The sequence below is a fragment of the Paraburkholderia sp. BL17N1 genome (genome assembly GCF_003634175.1).
Taxonomy (GTDB): domain Bacteria; phylum Pseudomonadota; class Gammaproteobacteria; order Burkholderiales; family Burkholderiaceae; genus Paraburkholderia.
On record NZ_RBIW01000002.1, the window covers coordinates 2175784 to 2193892 of the forward strand.

Consider the following 18109-nt stretch of genomic DNA (forward strand, 5'->3'; position numbering starts at 1 on the left):
ATTATGGCTTAATCGGCGCGGAAGGTGATAGTGCGGAGTTAAATGGTCGGTGCTTTAATAACAGGCAGAAGGACATATTTGATGCGAACGCGTGGGCTCTGGAGCGTTCAGGCGTGGTGTCGCGCCTTATCGTTGGCGCAGCCGGTTTTATTTTTTTCAGCTTGCCGAAATGATTTATTTTTGCGCTGACATATAGGCGTAACAGATATCGATGGCGTAGGGCGACAGAGTGAGTGCGACTGCCGCCGCAGTTGTGCGACTGAGCGACAAGGTTGGTATGACTGGACTACATTGTCTGGTAGCGTGAGCATCTACTGCGCCGAGGCCGAGTCGGACAGAAGTCGGCCAATATTGGCCGCTCGTCGTTGCCGAGATGCGGACACTCGAACGTCTCCTTCGCTCGGACATCGGCCATCTGTGGATGAGCCGCGCGTGGGCCAAGGTCGCTACGCCGCAGCGACTTCAGTAGCCGGCGGCGGGTTCCCCCGGGCGCTCCTGCGCAGAATATCAGCAGGTACCCCATACGTGCGGACGAACGCGCGGCGCATCCGTTCCCGATCCGCGAAACCCGTTTCCTGTGCCACGACGTTGATAGTGTGGCGGCCTTGCTCAATCATGAACCTGGCTGCTTCCAGACGAAGCTGTTCGACAGCTTTGGCAGGCGACTGACCCGTCTCGGCCACGAATGCGCGGCTGAACTGGCGAGGGCTGAGGTTCGCTACTTCCGCAAGCTCTTCGATGGTGAGGGGATTGCGCAGGTTGCGGCGAATGTGCGCGAGGACCAGTTCGATCCGATCCGATTTGGGTGTCATGTCCAGCAGTGCGGAGTGCTGCAGCTGACCACCCAGTCGACGCTGATTCATGACAAGCAGTCTGGCAACCATTTTTGCGACATCGGGGCCGAGGTCGCTGTCGAGCAACGCCAGGGCGAGGTCGATGCCCGCTGTCATTCCCGCCGAAGTCCAGAACGGACCATCGTTGACAAATATCCGATCTTCTTCTGTGCGGACATTCGGGAAGCGTGCCCTGAATTCGGACGCGTGAGCCCAATGCATGGTTGCGCGTCTGCCATCCAGTAGTCCTGCCTCGGCGAGGACAAACGCGCCGCTGCAGATCGAGCTTATCCGTCTGGATGCCTTCGCTGCCTCTTTGACGAACGCAACCACAGGTGCGTCGGAAGATGGCATTTTCATTTCAGTGATCGAGCCCACGATGACGGTGTCGAATGCCGGCTCGCCAAACGCCTCGGTTTCCAATGTCATGCCACCCGAAGATACAACAGGACCACCGCGTTCAGACAGGAGATGGACCTCGTAGCACGGGCCTCTCGGCGGCATGTTCGCGATCTCGAACACCGTCAGAGCCGCGAGGCTCATCATCTGAAATCTTCTCGGCACTATAAAGCCAATCCGGTGCATATCTGATCCTGCCGTTCGCAGTATGAACATGGTCTGAATGAGCGCCGTCTGGGTTGAATTCCCCAATAGCAGACTGATGAATCTAAGTAGTGAGCTTACTGCTCCACGGCGACGGATGTCATGAATGGTGGCAACAACGACATGGATCGTAATGGCCCGCGACGTTAAGGTACAAGCACTTCTGTTATCCGCATCGCAGCCAGCGAAAGGAACATCATCATGTCGAAAATCATCCGTGCCGCAGCCGTCCAGATCGCGCCTGTCCTCTATAGCCGGGAAGGTACTGTCGATAAAGTCGTCAGAAAAATTCTGGAGCTCGGCAAGCAGGGCGTCCAGTTCGCGACGTTCCCCGAGACTGTCGTTCCCTATTATCCGTACTTCTCATTCATCGAATCGCCATTCGCCATGGGTGCCGAGCATTACAAGCTGCTCGAGCAGGCGGTGACTGTCCCGTCCGACACGACTCGCGCAATCGGCGAGGCGGCACGCCAGGCTGGAATGGTGGTGTCGATTGGCGTCAATGAACGCGACGGCGGCACGATCTACAACACGCAACTCCTGTTCGATGCCGATGGCACGCTCGTGCAGCGGCGCCGGAAGCTCTCGCCGACTTATCACGAGCGAATGGTCTGGGGAATGGGCGATGGCTCAGGCCTGCGTGCAATCGATACCGCCGTGGGCCGCGTTGGCCAGCTGGCCTGCTGGGAGCACTACAACCCGCTTGCACGCTACGCGCTGATGGCCGATGGCGAGGAAATCCATTCGGCCATGTATCCTGGTTCGTTCGCAGGTGATCTTTTCTCGGAGCAGATTTCCGTAAACATCCGCCAGCACGCGCTGGAGGCCGGGGCCTTCGTGGTCAACGCGACTGCGTGGCTGACTCCCGAACAACAACAGCAGATTCTGCAAGATACCAACACAAACCAGATTGGCCCAATCTCCAGCGGCTGTTTCACTGCAATCATTTCGCCGGAGGGAGAGTACATGGGCGGCGAACCGCTGCGTGAAGGGGAAGGCGAGATCATTGCGGATCTGGATTTCTGGCAGATCGACAAGCGCAAACGCATGATGGACTCGCGCGGTCATTACAGCCGTCCAGACGTGCTCGGGCTGGTGATCGACCGCACGCCGAAGACACACGTGATCGAGCGAGCGTTACTCGCGCCGGGTGAAGAGCCAGCCACGCCTTTGGAAGCACTCGCGTGAGCCACACGTGGAGTCGCGCGATTTCGATGCAACCGACAAATGGAATTCAACCGGGCAATTCTGCCCCAAACGCGCAGGAGTAAAGAAAATGGACTTTAACGACGTCATGCTGGAGCGCAACGCCGACTTCGCTAACACCGCGTTCGCACCCGAACTCAAGATGATGCCATCGACGGGAACGGTCGTCGTCGGCTGCGTCGATCCTCGCGTCGATCCCGCCAACGTGCTGGGCTTGAAGCAGGGCGAAGCGGCCGTGATCCGTAACGTCGGTGGCCGCATCAACAATTCGCTGCTTGAAACGCTGGCCGTGCTGAGTGTCGTCGCCAAAGCAGCGGGACGCCCCGACGGTGCGCGCAATCTCGTCCTGCTCCAGCATACCGATTGCGGGATCATCGGCTGCCATAAGCATGCACCTGCGTTGCTCGCGAAGCATCTTGGTGTAGATATGGCCGGGCTCGATGATCTCGCAATCACGCAGCCGTACGAGGCAGTGGCTCTCGACGTCGCCGCACTCAGGGCGAACAAAGAGCTCCCGGATAGCCTGATCGTGTCGGGTCTGGTCTATGACGTCAAAACCGGCCACATCAAAACTGTCGTTCCTGCCGCACCTTTGCGCGAGTCGACAGTTTGACGAATCCACGGGATGCGAGAGCTGGTAAATCCCAGAGTCTGTCCTGAATACCTACCGCTGTCCCATATGTCGACGAGTGAAGAGCTCAGCGTGCCTCTTCCCTCCAACCTGGAGTATGAGATGAAGCATGATCTGTATCTGGTTACGGGCGCCACAGGCGCCACGGGCGGCGCCGCGATTGACGAACTGCTATCGAAGGGCGCGCGCGTGCGAGCCCTGGTCCATCGCGACGACGAGCGCGCCTCCGCACTGCGGGCAAAAGACATTGAAGTCGTTGTTGGCGATCTGCTGGACAGTCATGCTGTTCAAGCGGCGCTGCGAGACGTGACTGGTGCGTACTTCGTCTACCCGATCATGCAAGCGCAACTCGTCGATGCGACCGCCTATTTTGCGAACGCCGCAAAGCTCGCAGGCGTTTGCTCGATTGTCAACATGTCGCAGATTTCCGCGAGCGCCCATGCGCGCAGCCAGGCCTCGCTCGCGCACTGGTATGGCGAGCGTGTGTTCGATTGGGCCGGCGTTCCGGTCACGCATTTGCGGCCGACATTGTTTATGGAATGGCTGACCTACGGGTTTCAGCTCTCGCAAATCGCGAATCATGACTTGCTGCGCGTGCCTGCCGCTGATGGTCGTCACGCGCCGATCGCCGCCGCCGACCAAGGGCGGGTGATTGCATGCATCCTGTTAGATCCCGAGTCTCATGCGGGCAAGACATACCCATTATTCGGTGCCGAAGAACTGAATCACGAGCAGGTGGCCAAGATAGTTGGCGACGCGCTCGGCCGCCCCGTGCGCTACGAGCCGGAAAGCCTCGATTCATTTGAGGCGCGCCTTGAGCAAATCGGCTTATCGGCACATTTCATCCAGCACATTACGTCGGTGTATCGCGGTTACCAGGCGGGCGAATTCGCCGGCGCGAACGACATCGTCGAACAGCTTACCGGTCGAAAGCCGATTTCAGTGCGCGATTATGTCATCGAGAACCGCCGAATTTTTCAACCGACAACGCAACGCTAGACCTCGAGGGACGTGCTGATTGACGACACCTCTTGCGCTGACTGCTCGCTCAGATCTAAACGTCAAGTGCAACTCAGGTCGAGCGATGATACGGCTATCGGGCAGATACGCGCTGTGAGCAGCCGTTCAGACTGCGTAGGATTGAAGGGCGGCTGTGGGTCGCGTGCGGCCGATCGCCGTCAGGCAGGGGGCGGCCAAGCGCGATCTGTCGGCATTTATGCTCCGAAGTAAACGAGTTCGGGCGTCCGGCGCTGAAGATCCGCGACCGAGAGCGTTATGCGCTCGCCTGTTGCAGATGCTGCTTCATATTGTTGCACGGTACTTAGAATTCGTCGTTTGTTCAACTCGAACGCGAGTCGCACCTGTTGGACGGTTTCATTGCGAGCGCCAAGCTCTTCACTAACGACTTCAAACGGCAGCGCGAAAGCGCAGTATCCCCAGCCGAACCCATAGGCGGAAAACCACACCGCCGAGTCGGCGCAAAGAATGGGGGCAGTCATGGCAGTATGTAGCTGATCCATCGCATTCACCTGCGTCGACGATAGGTTGACATCAAAGTGTGGCACAGGGACCTTACAAACGCGGGGTTCTGTCGACGCGACGTTACCACTCCGCCGAGATGATTGTCCTGTAGCGGAGGTGTGATTGCGAAGCGGGACTGATTCGAACGGGTCATGTCCTGCGGATCCCCAACAGGCAGGACCCGGCCATGAAGCGTCGTTCCCTCATGCCGTCGCTCAGACGTTCCGGCGTCTGTTCCACTCAGGAGCAGGTCGTTCAATTCGCCGCCGCGACGGGATCGCTCCCGTGACTACCAGAATCAGATAGCCGCACCGCACACCGTTCCGCCACCGCGAACGAGACGTGGCGGCGGAACCGGTTACGGCGACTGCACCTGTACGGGGGCACCTGGCTTACCCGACGCTTGCGGGGCGACAACGAGGTAGCGGCGCTTGTCAGCGGCATGGCCCATTCCTGGTGTGACCAGTTGGCGAATCTGCCCGAGAGCGTTGACGATCGCCGAGCCGGCCGGATTGGACATGAAATTCGCGAGCACTTGCAGGTCACCCGTGCCGTCGGGGTTATCGGCAAGACCTAGAACATAGGGTTGCTTCGGTTGAAGACCAGTGACAGCGGCCTGGAGAACCTGCACCAGGCCCTGGTCGAACAACGCGACAGTCGTAGGTGCATGGGTGACGTCCGCCATCTTGCCCGCGCCTGCCGGCACCAGTGCAAGGTGGACGCTCTGACCAGCGAGTCCCAACGTCTGCAGATTCTGCGTACCATCACCTTCCGGCACCGCATTCGGCACATAGGTGACGGCCTGCGGCGCCTGGCCAATGGGCACAGTCGCGATGACCTTGTTGCTCAGTGTGTCGATCGCAGCCATCGCGTCGGCGTTCTCCAGCCCGACATAGATGCGGCTGCCGTCGCCCGACGGCCAGAGCCCGTGCGGCAAGTTGCCGACAGGTATCGTCGCGACCTGCGAAAAGTTGTCAGTTCGAAACACCTTGATCACATTCAAGCCCCCAACGGAGACGTACGCGAACGTGCCCTTGTCGTTATGTACGATGTTCACGTGATTCGTGATTGGGCCTGTGTCGAGCGTCCTGATCAGCGCGAATGGCGGCCTTGCATCGAACACCTGGACCCTGCCGGTGTCCTTGAGCGTGAACCAGACCTGCTTGCCGTCAGGCGTCGCCGCCAGGTCGGGACAAAAAGGGCTGGCCTGCTGGACCGTGCCGACGATCTTGTGGTCGGCCACGGACACCACCTCGATCTCCGGGTTGAAGGACGAGCAGACATAACCGTATTTCCCGTCCGGCGAGAATATCTGCATTCCGGGGCCAGCCGGGACAGTAATGCGTGTTTTCTCCTCATACGTTTTTCCGTCAAGTACCGCGACGTAGTTTTCACCACGCACGGTCACCCAGACCTCCTTTCCGTCGGGCGTGAAGAAAGCCTCGTGAGGCGAGCGGCCAACGTAGGTGACATGCTTGACGGCGTTAGTCTGCGTGTCGATGAATGAAACCGAGTTCGATCCGATCGAGACAACCGCAATCGTGTGATGGTCCGGCGAGAAACCCATGCCGTGCACAAGTAATTGACCTTTATACAACGGACTGAAATTGCCCGGCGAGGGATCGCCGAGCCGAATCAGGCCGAGCAGCGTAGTGTCGGCCGGGTCGATCACCGACACTGTGTTCGAAAACTGCTCAGCGGCGTAAACGCGGTCGTGATGGCTTACGGGAATGTCAGGATCGGACTGCGATCCAGGGGCCTGCCCAGCGCACGCGAGCTGAGTCGCCACCAGCATGGCTGCAGACAACGCGATGGTGATTCTTGATTGGCGTTTCATTGCTGGTCCTCCTGCATAGGGTTTGGCGTGTTCATTTGCATGCCGTGGTCGGACGGCCGGTGAACAGGTGCGACAGGCATAGACGCCGGCTTTTGCTGGTCCGGGGCGGCGGCAGGTGGCGGCAATGGCTGCCCGAGTGCGACGCGCATGGCGACAATTTCCTGTTGTTGCTCGACGACGATCTCTTGCGCGATGCGGCGTAACTGTTCGTTGTGACCGTAACGCAGTTCGGCCTGCGCCATGTCGATGGCACCTTGATGGTGAGGCACCATCATTGCGACAAAATCGCGATCAACGTTGCCTGTCGGTCTCGTCGACATGCCGTCCATCATCCTTGTCATGGCGGTATTGTTCTCCGCCAGGAAGGGGGTTTCGTTGGACGTACCGTCGGTCTGTAAGCCGGCAGTGAAGGCAGGTGAGTCGCAAAGCGCCGAGATCGCCAGAACAATGACGACGCTCAGGATCGTCAGCGCGGTACGGGGGCTTGGGGTACGCACGATGGTTCTCCCGTTGTTATAAACAGGTGTCTCATTGGAGTGAACCTGTCAGATGCGGAGTTATTCCGTATCTCACACAGATTTCGCGCAGATGAGGGTTTGCGGCCCGATTGGGCGCCGCGGCATAGCCTGCCGAGTGCCGTCAAATCGCGTCAAGGTCATCAGTTCGTAAAGGAATGGTAGTGCGCGAGGAGGACGATCTGAAGATGACATCGCGTGGCCCACACAGGCTGTGAACCGGAGCGAAGCAAGGTCCGAAGATCATCAGCCGCGGCCCTTGATGCCGCACCGTTCCCGACAGCCGATACGGGTCGAGAGCCGAAGTTCGACGCCGTTGGCGGTGCGGCTTGCGACTAACTTCCGGGTTCGGCCAAACCGCGTCGGGCCCGACAAGGGGAAGTTAGCGAAAGGCAACGGTGCTGCGGGCAACCTGGAATCCGAAGGAAGCCGGAAGTGAAGCGCTGGTCCGACGAACAGAATCTCGAAACCCTGATTACCCCTCCGGGCTCGTCAGGCGGCGACGACCGTCACCGCATCGCCGACCGAACAGACGCCGTCGCTCAGCACCTCAAGATAAATGCCGAGATCGGCATGGCCGAAATGCTGCATGATCGCTTTCGGCAGATTGGCGTCGCGTGTGGCGGTCTCGGGATTGACGTTGATGGCGGCACAGCGCCGCGTCGGTAGGGCCCCGCGAAAGCGTACCCCGCCAATCTCGACTTCCCGACCGAGCCAGTTGAGCTCCGCCCAGGCAGGCACGCCGTCGAGATAGATGTTGGCGCGAAAGCGCAGGGGGTGCACGGAAGTCCCGGTCGCCTCCTCAAGCGCCCGCACGGAGGCCAGGTTGATCACCGAGATCGCTTTCATCATGACTGGCGAGACCACGCCGACATCCGTGAATTTGTGGCCTGCGGCCGAGACGAGGCGGGGGCGGCCTTCAGTCGCTTCGCCCAGATAAGCCGCCATGAAATCCTCGATCGCCTCGCGGCCCGCAGCACTCGTCGTCGCCGCCTCAAGCACAAGCTCACCGCGATAGCGAATGGTTAGCGTGCCGGTCTCTGGATCCAGCCGCGTCGCCAGCGCGGCAAGCTTTTCATTCTTGCGCAGCATCAGGAAATGGCCCTTGTCGAGCGGCTCGGGGGCTTCCGGATCGAAACGCGTCGTGCCGAGCGCCAGCGCGAATGCGCGGTCGAAGGACAGTCCTTGCCCGTGGCTGACGGCCATTTTCGTCAAGGGCTCGGGAGAGAGACCCTTGATTGGATAGCGGTAGAGATTGATAATTTTCGCCATTATTCCTGTCCCATCACTGATTTTCGCCATTAGTCCCGCAGTGCTTAACATAGCACCTGGTGAGGGTGACAAGCCACCAGGAACCGGGGTTGGATCGACAAGCGGCTCGCTCGATATGCGCAGAACAGTCCTTTGTGAGCATGGACAGGCGGGGACACAAATCGGTGACGTCTAGTTGCGTTCGAGCGGCGGGGCAGAACGGTCGCTCTGGAGCGCAGTGGCGGCATTCGCAGAAACTAACTGGGGACGGGAAGGCGCCGGCTTCCGCCGAGCGTCGTCGGACAGAACCCGGCCGATGCTGTTGAAAAAGTCGTTGACGTCTCCCGCGTTGAATCCATGGAGTTTCGAATGGAGGGCGATCGCCGGAACCGCCCATCGAGTTGCCTCATCCACAGTACCGAACGCAACGGCATTTAGCGCGGATCTTTGAGATCGAGTCCGGACCCGGCGTCGTTCGCTTTGCTGCGGCGGAAGTTTCGGCGGGAGTATGGGCGTTCTATCAGATCGTCGCCCAATCAGTGCTGCATCGGTCTGCCGCGGTGCTGCCCCGTGTCGGCCAGGAACCGTCATTCGCCCGCACCGTCGCTGGGACACTCAGACGTCGTCTCAACTCAGGAAGCGGCCATTCAATTAAAGATAGTGAACGTTGCTTGATCGGCCGTAGCTGACGTTTGTCTGACGCGGGCACAGCGGCCGCTGCAGGACGACGAGCGGCCGAACGTCTCCACAGACCCAGATGGCACAGCCGCGCATCGTGGCTGGAGAACTTGCGGTGTCGCTCATGGCTAGTCTCCTGTGATAGCGCTGTGGCGCGGACGGTCGTGACGCTGGGGCGGGACGTTCAGGTATCTGAGACTAAGGAAAGCATAACAAATCACCGCAGCGGTAATACCAAACAGGATGTAACCGGTTCTGGGTAATAGCAGGGCAAACCCGATCAACACGAATACGATCAGGGTGTTGACGACCAGTTGGCGCCGCAACGCGGGACGCTCCATGAAATAGCCGTACTGCTTGCCAATGAAAAAGCAGACCGCGCCGATGACCGACAGCACCCGGAAGTCGGATACCACTATGTCGTCCAGGATCGCGTGCCGGATCAGGCTGGCCAGGATCGACAGGCCGATGAAAACGAAAAAATGCGAGTACAGGACCGAATGGCCGGTCGCGAGCTTCTGTTTGGTCAGCAGGTGAAAACTGTCAAAGTAGACCCACCAGATGCTCGATATCGTCACGAAGCCGGTGGCGGCGGTCACCAGCCTCTCCACAGTCCAGCTGATATTGGCCAGTCCCGTCGACAGGCTGATAACGGACTCTCCCAGCATGATGAGCGTGAGCAGACCTACACGCTCGATCAGGTGTTCGGTATGCGCTGGGATGCCTTGGAGACGACGCGGCAAAAAAAAGATGAACACAATCAGATCGAACAGTATTCCAAGGTAAAACACGACATATCGCTGTGGCGCCGGGAACAGGATCGAAGCGAGGCCGATGGTGGTGCCAGCGACGATTACCCAGCCAACTGCCGTTGTGAGTGCCTCGCTTTCCTTATGCCGGTATTTGGACACGAAATACATCATGGCGACGATGTATTTCGAACCGGCGTAGCAGACGATGATAACGTCAAAGCTGGCCAGGAATCGTTGGTCGATCAAGCCTGAGATGATAATCAGCAGGAACATGATGAACAGGGTTGCCACCCGATGCTTCCGGTCATCGGCATCGAACCGATTGGCATACATCGTGTGGCTGGCCCAAATCCACCACAAAGGTATGAAAATCAGGACGTATTGCCAGAACTGGAGTGGGTCAAGATGACCATCGTGCGTGTGGCTCAAGATATGCGTTACGTCACCGATCGCTACCACAAAAATCAGGTCGAAGAACAACTCGAGCCAGGTGGCGCGGCGATTGGCCTCGAAATACTTTATGTTGTGCATATCGCCTCATTGTCGTGCTTGCGCCGGGCGCGTCCGCGGGTTGTGTCGCGATAAGAGTGGCAGGACGAGGCGGCTCGTAGATTATCTAGGATTGCCTACATAATGATCGAATAGTGGGCGCTGACAAGTTCATCGACTACCGCCAGGGCGACGTACTTGTCGAGATCATGCGCCTGACCAAGGGCCGCGGGGGCGATGAATGCCTGGTTTAGGGAGGACAAAATTTTCCGAGCGGCGAAGTGACGCTCCAGGCCAGCTTCGTGACGCCTTTAATCGTCCACTATGGACGGCGCTACCCTGCTGTATGGGCGCATGAGCTTTCGCCGTTCTACGATGGCCTTGCTCGCATGAAATCGCACGCCCATTGGCAGAGGAACGTTCTCGGCGGCTGGGCGCTCGGCACAGGTGTTGGCTACCTGACGACGACATGGGAGACGCCGGTATCTGTCATGATACATCCTCACGGTTTGGCCATCGTATTGCGGATGCGGGAGATCTGCGCGTCCGGTTCGCTGAGCGGGATGTGGAAACGGGTCTAAGGCGACGGTTACTCGGGCACGCCAGACGAAAGGGGCGGCAACAGACAAACCGAACCTACCGCTACCGCGCCACATCTCGACTTTACCGAAACTGTGAGTTCGCGAATGCAGGAAACGGCCCTCTGCTGCGCGACGCTTTTAATGGCGGCAACCCGACACATCGCCGACGTGCAAGGAAGCCTCGTCGAAGGTCCGCAAGGGCGAGAACTTGCCGGCCGAGACGGCTGCTCGAATGGCGGTTCCACTTCTGGAAGCCGTAGTGCGGGCATCGGGTCGAAGGGCAGTTGAGGATCGATGACAGCCGATCGAATCCGCGAGATGCAACTCTGGCGCGAAAGTAAGGCAGTCGCACTAACTTTGTCGCACCGCCGCGCATATGCGGCGCGGCTACCCGTAGGCCTTTGATTACACCTGTGCTCCGTCGCGATAACCATGGCGCCATGCGAATGCGGCATGGAAATTCTGAACCCGCATTCGGCGGGGAGTATGAACGCAAAGCAAAAACGCCGACAACCTATCTTGGACAAGCTAATTCGAGCCGGCAAACAACGCGGCGCGGCGCCCGACGAAGTGAATCCGCCAGGCTGCCGCGCCGCGTCTACAACGTATTCAACTTGCGCCGTGCGACTGCATCCACAACCGGCACTCCGGCCGTTATCAGCTTTGCAGAAACTCGAGCAGATCGGCGTTGACCTTGGCCGCTTCAGTCGTGCACATGCCGTGCGGTGCGCCAGGATAAACCTTCAGCGTGGCGTTTTTCACCAGCTTCGCCGACAGGCGGGCCGAGTCGTCGATCGGCACGATCTGGTCGTCGTCGCCGTGCAGGATCAGCGTGGGCACGTCGATCTTCTTCAGGTCCTCGGTGTAGTCCACTTCGGAGAATTGTTTGACGCATTCATACTGGCCATGGATCGAACCAAGCATGCCTTCGCGCCAGAACTCGTCGATCGTGCCTTGCGAGACTTCGGCATTGGGCCGGTTGAAGCCGTAGAACGGCACGGCAAGGTCCTTATAGAACTGCGAACGGTTCGACGCCACGTTCGCGCGAATGCCGTCGAACACCGACATCGGCAGGCCGTCCGGATTGCCTTCGGTCTTGAGCATGAGCGGCGGAACGGCGCCGATCAACACGGCCTTCGCCACCCGCGCGGTGCCGTGGCGGCCGATGTAGTGGGCCACCTCGCCGCCCCCCGTCGAATGGCCGACGAGCGTCGCGTCCTTCAGATCGAGCGCATCGATGACCGCGGCCAGGTCGTCGGCGTAGGTGTCCATGTCGTTGCCGTGCGACGGCTGATCCGAGCGGCCGTGGCCGCGCCGGTCGTGAGCGATGACGCGATAGCCCTTCTGCACCAGGGACAGCATTTGCGCGTCCCACGCATCGGCGTCGAGCGGCCAGCCGTGCGAGAAGACAACGGGCTTGCCGGTGCCCCAGTCCTTGAAGAAGATTCGCGTGCCGTCTTTCGTGGTTACCGTGTTCATCGTGTGACGCTCTCCATGCTGTGAGTGGGATGCATTGCCTGCTTGTGCGTTGCCGCTGCCGCCCGTTGTGGCGGCCATCGCAGTTTTCAATCGTACGGTGCGAGCCGCTGTAGAGAACTTCAGATTGCTTAATTCTTCTGAATGCGCTTGCTTGCGCCGATCTACCCGCGCGCGCCGACACCATCTTGCGACACCTCGCACTGGCGCTTGCAGGAATGCAATCAACTCCACATCGTCATCATTTTTAAGAACGATTAAGGACTTCCACAAGGACTCCGCGAAGCCCCGTCGATAGACTCGGCTCCAGTTTTCCTCGCTGTTCAAGCGAGCACGGCACGTCTCTCAGACATGCTTTGTCCATTCAATACGGAGCCCGTAATGCCTAAAGAACTCTTGACCCCTGATTCATGTGCGGTTGCCCTGATCGACTACCAGCCGCAGATGTTCTTCGGAACGACGTCGCATGAGCGGACCACTATCCTGCACAACGTCCAGGCAATCGCGAAGGCCTCGAAGCTCTTCAAGGTCCCGACGATCCTGACCACGGTGGCCGCCAAGTCGTTCAGCGGCGACATGGTGCCGGAAGTGCAGTCGGTTTTCCCGGAGTACACGCCGATCGACCGTACGTCGATGAACTCGTGGGAAGACGTGAATTTCCGCAAGACTATCGAGGCGACCGGCCGCAAGAAGATCGTGCTCGCCGGCCTGTGGACGGAGGTATGCGTATCGTTCCCGACCATCCAGATGATCAATGAAGGGTACGAAATCTACGTGCCGACCGACGCGTGCGGCGACATCACCACGGAAGCGCACGAACGCGCGGTGCAACGCATCATCCAGGCCGGCGCGGTGCCGATGACCTCGTTCCAGTACATGTTCGAACTGCAACGTGACTGGGGACGCAGCGAAACGTACGAAGGCTGCATGGACATCCTGAAGGCGCACAGCGCCTATGGCATCGGCGTCCGATACGCCAAGTCGATTCTCGGCGAGCACGCGAGCGAAGCGGGCTAACCGGCTGACTCAGCGCACCGGCGCGGCATGACGCCGGCCGGAGCGTATGGATGCCGCGCCGTTCAACGACCGTGGGCCGGCATGTCCACCAGGCTCATGCCGGCCGCGGCATCCGTTCGAGTGCTCGTTAGAAGGCGCGCCGGCCGTGCGCCTCCAGGCTTCCCAGTTTCCCGATTTCCGGGCTTGCCCGGAAATAGCTCCGTGCGTGGCCGGCGGAGCGCTCTCCCATGAGGACCGCCATGACTTCCACACCTTCCGCGCCGACGCCGGCCGAGGTCGTCTTTTTCAACGGCAAGATCGCCACGCAGGACGACAAGCGCTCTTTCGCCGATGCGCTCGCCGTGGCGAACGGCCGTATCGTCGCCGCGGGTTCGCGCGATGCCGTGATGCGGCACGCCAACGACGCGACACGCCACATCGATCTGAAAGGCCGTACGGTCATTCCGGGGCTGAACGACTCGCACCTGCACATCATTCGCGGCGGCCTGAATTTCAACATGGAGCTGCGCTGGGACGGCGTGCCGTCGCTCGCCGACGCGCTCGACATGTTGCGCAAGCAGGTGGCCCGCACGCCGGCGCCGCAGTGGGTGCGCGTGGTGGGCGGCTGGAACGAATTCCAGTTCGCCGAGCGCCGTGGACCGACGCTCGAAGAAATCAATGCGATTGCGCCGGATACGCCGGTGTTCATCCTGCATCTGTACGACAGCGCGCTACTGAATGCAGCGGCATTGCGCGCGGTCGGCTATACGAAAGACACGCCTAATCCTCCCGGCGGCGAGATTCAGCGCGACAAGCGCGGCAATCCGACGGGCATGCTGATCGCGCGGCCAAACGCCGGACTTCTATACGCGACGCTCGCGAAAGGCCCGAAGCTCGCGCCCGAGGATCAGCGCAATTCCACGCGCCATTTCATGCGCGAACTAAACCGCCTCGGCGTGACGAGCGCGATCGACGCGGGCGGCGGTTATCAGGCCTATCCCGACGACTATGCCGTCATCATGGACATGGCGAAGCACAGCGAACTGACCGTGCGGATCGCCTACAACCTGTTCACGCAGAACGCCAGGAAGGAAATCGAAGACTTCGCCAAGTGGGTGAAGATGACCCAACCCGGCGAGGGCGACGACTTCCTGCGTGTGAACGGCGCGGGCGAAATGCTGGTGTTTTCCGCTGCGGACTTCGAAGACTTTCTGGAGCCGCGCCCGGATCTGCCCGACTCGCTCGAAGACGAACTCGAAGCCGTCGTCAAGCTGCTGGTGGCGAACCGCTGGCCGTTCCGGCTGCATGCGACTTATAACGAGTCGATCGAACGCTTCCTGAATGTGTTCGAACGCGTCAACGCCGAAATTCCGTTCAACGGACTGCGCTGGTTCTTCGACCACTGCGAGACCATCACGCAGAAAAACATCGAGCGCGTGCGGGCGCTCGGCGGCGGTATTGCGATCCAGCACCGCATGGCGTATCAGGGCGAGTACTTCATTCATCAATACGGCGAAGAGGCGGTGAAGCGCACGCCGCCGATCCGCCACATGCTCGACGCCGGCCTGCCGGTCGGCGCGGGCACGGACGCGACGCGCGTCGCGAGTTTCAATCCGTTCGTCTCGCTGTACTGGATGGTGTCGGGCAAGACGGTGGGCGGCACGCAGATGTATTCGGCCGAGAACAGGCTCGATCGCATGGAAGCCCTGCGCCGCTATACGGTGGGCAGCGCCTGGTTCTCGAACGAGGAAGAGCGCAAGGGTGCGCTGGTGCCCGGCCAGTTCGCGGACTTCGCGGTGCTCAGCGAAGACTTCTTCACCGTCGACGCGAGCCGCATCAAGTTCCTCACCTCGAACATGACGGTGGTGGGCGGCAAGGTCGTCTATGCGGACGACGAGTTCGCGCCGCTCGCGCCGCCTGATCTACCGGTCAGTCCGTCGTGGTCGCCGGTCGCGGAGTTCGGCGGCTACAGCCGTTATAAACCGACGGCGGTGGCGTGCGTGGACGGTTGCGTCAATCTGTGCGGCGTGCATGCCCACGCGCACGGCTGGGCGTGGCGCAAGAACGTGCCGGTCAGCGATTCGAACGGCTTCTGGGGCGCGCTGGGTTGTAGCTGTTTCGCGTTCTGACCTTCACCGCTTGATGCCACGAGGCCAGCGAGAACCTTTATGCCGACCCTGAACGATGGTGTGCTGTATGGGCTAGGCATTCTGGTTCTCGATTTCCTCGCCTGGCGTTTCATGACCCGTAAAACAGACAAGGGACGTCTCGCACTGCGCGCGCTGATGTTCGGCTTGTCGACCTATGTGCTGTTCAGTTACGGCATGAATCCGCTGCGCGCGGCGCCGTGGCCGGACGAGCCGGTGCGTCATCTGCTCGCGCAATTGCTGGAGGTGGTGTGGTGGCTGCAAGGCGCGCGGCTCGTGACGATCGTGCTGGATCGCACCGTGCTGCCGGAGACCTGGCACAAGGAGCGTCTGTTTCAGGACGTGTTCGGCGCACTGGTGTTTCTGGCGGCCGCGGTCGGCGCGATTGCCTTCGTGCTGGAACTACCGGTGCGCGGCCTGCTCGCGACCTCGGGCGCGCTCGCGATCGTGCTCGGTCTCGCGATTCAGAGCACGCTCAACGACGTGTTTTCGGGCGTGGTGCTCAACGCCACGGGGCCGTTCTCGATCGGCGACTGGGTGACGATCGGCGAAGTGGAAGGCAAGGTGGTGGAAACCAACTGGCGCGCGACCAGCCTGCTCAACGGGCAGGGCAACATCGTCGTGATTCCCAACAGCGTGGCGGCGCGCACCAATATCGTCAATGCCAACCAGCCTTCGCATACGCACGGCATCAGCGTGCTGCTGCCGGTCAAGCCTTCGGTGCGGCCCGCCACCGTGTTGCAGGCGCTCGCCAACGTGGCGGCAAGCTCGGAGAACGTGCTTGCCGAGCCGAAGCCGGTAGTCAGCGTGCGGCGTGCGACCAACGACGCGATCGAGTACGAGATCGTCTGCTATGTCGATTCGCTGAGCAGGAAGATCGACGTGCGCAACGAGCTATTCGATCTCGCGCACCGGCATCTGTCATCGCGCGGTGTGGTGCTGCATCCGCTGTCCGTGGTCGAGCCCGCGAACGAGGCCGCGGATGAAAAGCAGCGCCTGCTGCGCAGCGTGCTCATTTTCCAGACGCTCGACGACAACGGCATCGCGGAGTTGGCCGCGCAGCTGACGCGCCATGAGTTCGACGTCGGCGAAACCATCTACAGCGCGGCCGACGAAAGCAGCCACGCGTTGCACATTCTGGCGAGCGGCGTGGCGAAAGTCACCGTGTCGAAGGACAGCGGCGAGCTGGAGTTGCGCCGTCTCGCGCCGGGCGACTCGATCGGCCAGTCGGGCATCCTGGCCGGCGTCAAGACCGGCGTGATCGTTCATGCGCTGACGCGAGTCACCGTTTTCCAGCTCGACAAGGCCGCGTTGACGCCGATTCTCGCGCGTCGCCCCGAAGTGGGACGCGAGATGTGCCGGCTGCTGTCCGAACACCATGAAACCGAGAAGCTGATGCTGGCGTCGCCGAACGACGCCGATTCAAACTCCGGCGGTCTGCTGCAATGGATTCGCGATGGGGTCCGGCGCATCCATGACCTCACGCTGTGAACGCAGTGCGAGCCGTGCCGCGTCGATTAAGTCTTTTTAAGGATTCGCCAAAGTCTTTATGAGGTTAATTCGCTACGCTGCATTGAACAGTCTGTCGGCGAGGCGCGCCCGCAAGCGAATGTCGGATAGGGAGGAGGAGACGTGAAGAAGACCATCGCGGGAGTCGACATTCCCGACAGTCCGTTGGCGCGGGCCGCAACCGATCGGATCCGCGCCACGGAGTCGAGCCTGATGTTTCATCACGCGCTCAGGGCGTATCTGTTCGGCGTGTTGACCGGCGTGCGCGACAAGCTGACGTTCGACACGGAGTTGCTGTACGTAAGCGCGTTGTTTCACAACGTCGGGTTGAATGTGCGGCATCAGCGGTCCCCCTGTCGCTATGAAGTGGACAGCGCGAACGAGGCGCGCGACTTCATGCTCCAGTACGGCGTTGCCGCCGGCGCGATCGGCGAGGTCTGGGCGGCGATCGCGCTGCACACCACGCCGGGCATTCCGGAGCATTTGTCGCCGCTCGTCGCGCTGGTGAGCGCGGGCGTGCAGATGGACATTCGCGGCGCCCGCTATGGCGAGTTCACCGCGCAGCAGCGCGACGAGATCGTGCAGGCCTGTCCGCGCGAAGCCGGCTTCAAGAAGCAGATCATCGAAGCGTACGCCCGCGGCATGGAGCATCGTCCCGAGACGACGTTCGGCACCGTGAATGCCGACGTGCTCGACCGGTGGGATCCGAACTATCGCCGGCTGAATTTCTGCGGGCTGGTGCTGGGTTCGGAGTGGGCGAATTGACGACGCGGTTCGCCGCAAGTGTGCATACAAAGGAAATCAGCATGGGCTACATCATTTCATTGGGAGTCGGCTTCGGCGTTGGACTTCTTTACTGGCTGCTCAAGGTGCAGTCGCCGGCGCCGCCGCTGATCGCGCTTGCCGGCCTGCTCGGCATGGTGCTGGGCGAGCACGCGATACCGGTCGTCAAGGCGCAGTTTTTCGCGCAGACGACCACGGTTCAGGTCGCCGAGCGGCAGCCGGGCAGCCCGGCGCAAAAGCCGGCCACGCCCGGCGCGACAAAAGAGGGCGGCTGATCCTGCCAGCCGCCTATTCAGATATT

The 18109-nt window shown here is 60.6% G+C and carries 16 protein-coding genes; 9 read left to right on the top strand and 7 right to left on the bottom strand.

The genetic code is table 11. The features are described 5' to 3' along the window. Positions 1-446 precede the first annotated feature (446 nt). Positions 447-1418, bottom strand: coding sequence for a helix-turn-helix domain-containing protein (locus tag B0G82_RS29650; protein ID WP_116149150.1), 972 nt, complete (start codon positions 1416-1418; stop codon positions 447-449). Positions 1419-1637: 219 nt separating this feature from the next. Between B0G82_RS29650 and B0G82_RS29655 the strand changes: the two genes are divergently transcribed. The 3 genes from B0G82_RS29655 to B0G82_RS29665 all read left to right on the top strand — a co-directional run bounded on the left by B0G82_RS29655 (position 1638) and on the right by B0G82_RS29665 (position 4272). Next, entirely contained in the window at positions 1638-2624 is a 987-nt protein-coding gene (locus B0G82_RS29655; RefSeq protein ID WP_116147632.1) for a nitrilase-related carbon-nitrogen hydrolase, read from the top strand. 88 nt (positions 2625-2712) lie between these two features. Next, positions 2713-3255, top strand: coding sequence for a carbonic anhydrase (locus B0G82_RS29660; protein WP_116147634.1), 543 nt, complete (start codon positions 2713-2715; stop codon positions 3253-3255). Between the two features lie 66 nt (positions 3256-3321). Then, positions 3322-4272 carry an NmrA family NAD(P)-binding protein gene (locus B0G82_RS29665; protein ID WP_241974886.1) on the top strand — a complete coding sequence of 317 codons (951 nt, stop codon included), beginning with the start codon at positions 3322-3324 and terminating at the stop codon, positions 4270-4272. A 215-nt stretch (positions 4273-4487) separates the two neighbouring features. On the opposite strand, the gene B0G82_RS29670 is transcribed toward B0G82_RS29665, so the two are convergent. The 5 genes from B0G82_RS29670 to B0G82_RS29690 all read right to left on the bottom strand — a co-directional run bounded on the left by B0G82_RS29670 (position 4488) and on the right by B0G82_RS29690 (position 10358). Then, complete coding sequence (locus tag B0G82_RS29670) at positions 4488-4793, bottom strand: hypothetical protein (RefSeq protein WP_241974887.1); 306 nt, start codon at positions 4791-4793, stop codon at positions 4488-4490. Between the two features lie 359 nt (positions 4794-5152). Further along, positions 5153-6631, bottom strand: coding sequence for a YncE family protein (locus B0G82_RS29675; RefSeq protein ID WP_116147638.1), 1479 nt, complete (start codon positions 6629-6631; stop codon positions 5153-5155). Next, positions 6628-7128, bottom strand: a complete 501-nt coding sequence (locus B0G82_RS29680; protein ID WP_116147640.1) for a DUF305 domain-containing protein — start codon at positions 7126-7128, stop codon at positions 6628-6630. The genes B0G82_RS29675 and B0G82_RS29680 overlap by 4 nt, the downstream gene beginning before the upstream one ends. Positions 7129-7638: 510 nt before the next feature. Beyond that, positions 7639-8418, bottom strand: a complete 780-nt coding sequence (locus tag B0G82_RS29685; RefSeq protein WP_116147642.1) for an MOSC domain-containing protein — start codon at positions 8416-8418, stop codon at positions 7639-7641. Positions 8419-9203: 785 nt separating this feature from the next. Beyond that, the gene (locus tag B0G82_RS29690; RefSeq protein ID WP_121309936.1) at positions 9204-10358 is read right to left on the bottom strand and encodes a low temperature requirement protein A; all 1155 of its coding nucleotides are present in this window, start codon (positions 10356-10358) and stop codon (positions 9204-9206) included. A gap of 239 nt (positions 10359-10597) precedes the next feature. Here B0G82_RS29690 and B0G82_RS29695 point away from each other — a divergent pair, with 239 nt between their 5' ends. Further along, positions 10598-10897: a hypothetical protein gene (locus B0G82_RS29695; protein WP_241974889.1), complete on the top strand. Its 300-nt coding sequence runs from the start codon at positions 10598-10600 to the stop codon at positions 10895-10897. Between the two features lie 657 nt (positions 10898-11554). Here the strand turns inward: B0G82_RS29695 and B0G82_RS29700 are convergent. After that, complete coding sequence (locus B0G82_RS29700; protein WP_121309937.1) at positions 11555-12376, bottom strand: alpha/beta hydrolase; 822 nt, start codon at positions 12374-12376, stop codon at positions 11555-11557. Positions 12377-12754: 378 nt separating this feature from the next. Between B0G82_RS29700 and B0G82_RS29705 the strand changes: the two genes are divergently transcribed. From B0G82_RS29705 to B0G82_RS29725, 5 genes are all read left to right on the top strand, one after another. Further along, positions 12755-13390 (top strand): hydrolase, encoded by a 636-nt coding sequence (locus B0G82_RS29705; protein ID WP_121309938.1) that lies wholly within the window; start codon positions 12755-12757, stop codon positions 13388-13390. Between the two features lie 239 nt (positions 13391-13629). After that, positions 13630-15498 (top strand): amidohydrolase, encoded by a 1869-nt coding sequence (locus B0G82_RS29710; RefSeq protein WP_121309939.1) that lies wholly within the window; start codon positions 13630-13632, stop codon positions 15496-15498. A gap of 39 nt (positions 15499-15537) precedes the next feature. Further along, complete coding sequence (locus B0G82_RS29715) at positions 15538-17007, top strand: mechanosensitive ion channel family protein (RefSeq protein ID WP_121309940.1); 1470 nt, start codon at positions 15538-15540, stop codon at positions 17005-17007. A 141-nt stretch (positions 17008-17148) separates the two neighbouring features. Beyond that, positions 17149-17790, top strand: coding sequence for a phosphohydrolase (locus B0G82_RS29720; protein WP_121309941.1), 642 nt, complete (start codon positions 17149-17151; stop codon positions 17788-17790). A 41-nt stretch (positions 17791-17831) separates the two neighbouring features. After that, positions 17832-18083, top strand: coding sequence for a DUF1427 family protein (locus tag B0G82_RS29725; protein WP_121309942.1), 252 nt, complete (start codon positions 17832-17834; stop codon positions 18081-18083). Positions 18084-18109 lie beyond the last annotated feature (26 nt).

What these genes read in the sequence shown, in the direction of transcription:
- B0G82_RS29650 (WP_116149150.1), bottom strand. Translation starts at nt 1,418, where the DNA reads ATGCACCGGATTGGCTTTATAGTGCCGAGAAGATTTCAGATGATGAGC.
- B0G82_RS29655 (WP_116147632.1), top strand. Translation starts at nt 1,638, where the DNA reads ATGTCGAAAATCATCCGTGCCGCAGCCGTCCAGATCGCGCCTGTCCTC.
- B0G82_RS29660 (WP_116147634.1), top strand. Translation starts at nt 2,713, where the DNA reads ATGGACTTTAACGACGTCATGCTGGAGCGCAACGCCGACTTCGCTAAC.
- B0G82_RS29665 (WP_241974886.1), top strand. Translation starts at nt 3,322, where the DNA reads ATGTCGACGAGTGAAGAGCTCAGCGTGCCTCTTCCCTCCAACCTGGAG.
- B0G82_RS29670 (WP_241974887.1), bottom strand. Translation starts at nt 4,793, where the DNA reads ATGGATCAGCTACATACTGCCATGACTGCCCCCATTCTTTGCGCCGAC.
- B0G82_RS29675 (WP_116147638.1), bottom strand. Translation starts at nt 6,631, where the DNA reads ATGAAACGCCAATCAAGAATCACCATCGCGTTGTCTGCAGCCATGCTG.
- B0G82_RS29685 (WP_116147642.1), bottom strand. Translation starts at nt 8,418, where the DNA reads ATGGCGAAAATTATCAATCTCTACCGCTATCCAATCAAGGGTCTCTCT.
- B0G82_RS29690 (WP_121309936.1), bottom strand. Translation starts at nt 10,358, where the DNA reads ATGCACAACATAAAGTATTTCGAGGCCAATCGCCGCGCCACCTGGCTC.
- B0G82_RS29700 (WP_121309937.1), bottom strand. Translation starts at nt 12,376, where the DNA reads ATGAACACGGTAACCACGAAAGACGGCACGCGAATCTTCTTCAAGGAC.
- B0G82_RS29705 (WP_121309938.1), top strand. Translation starts at nt 12,755, where the DNA reads ATGCCTAAAGAACTCTTGACCCCTGATTCATGTGCGGTTGCCCTGATC.
- B0G82_RS29710 (WP_121309939.1), top strand. Translation starts at nt 13,630, where the DNA reads ATGACTTCCACACCTTCCGCGCCGACGCCGGCCGAGGTCGTCTTTTTC.
- B0G82_RS29715 (WP_121309940.1), top strand. Translation starts at nt 15,538, where the DNA reads ATGCCGACCCTGAACGATGGTGTGCTGTATGGGCTAGGCATTCTGGTT.
- B0G82_RS29725 (WP_121309942.1), top strand. Translation starts at nt 17,832, where the DNA reads ATGGGCTACATCATTTCATTGGGAGTCGGCTTCGGCGTTGGACTTCTT.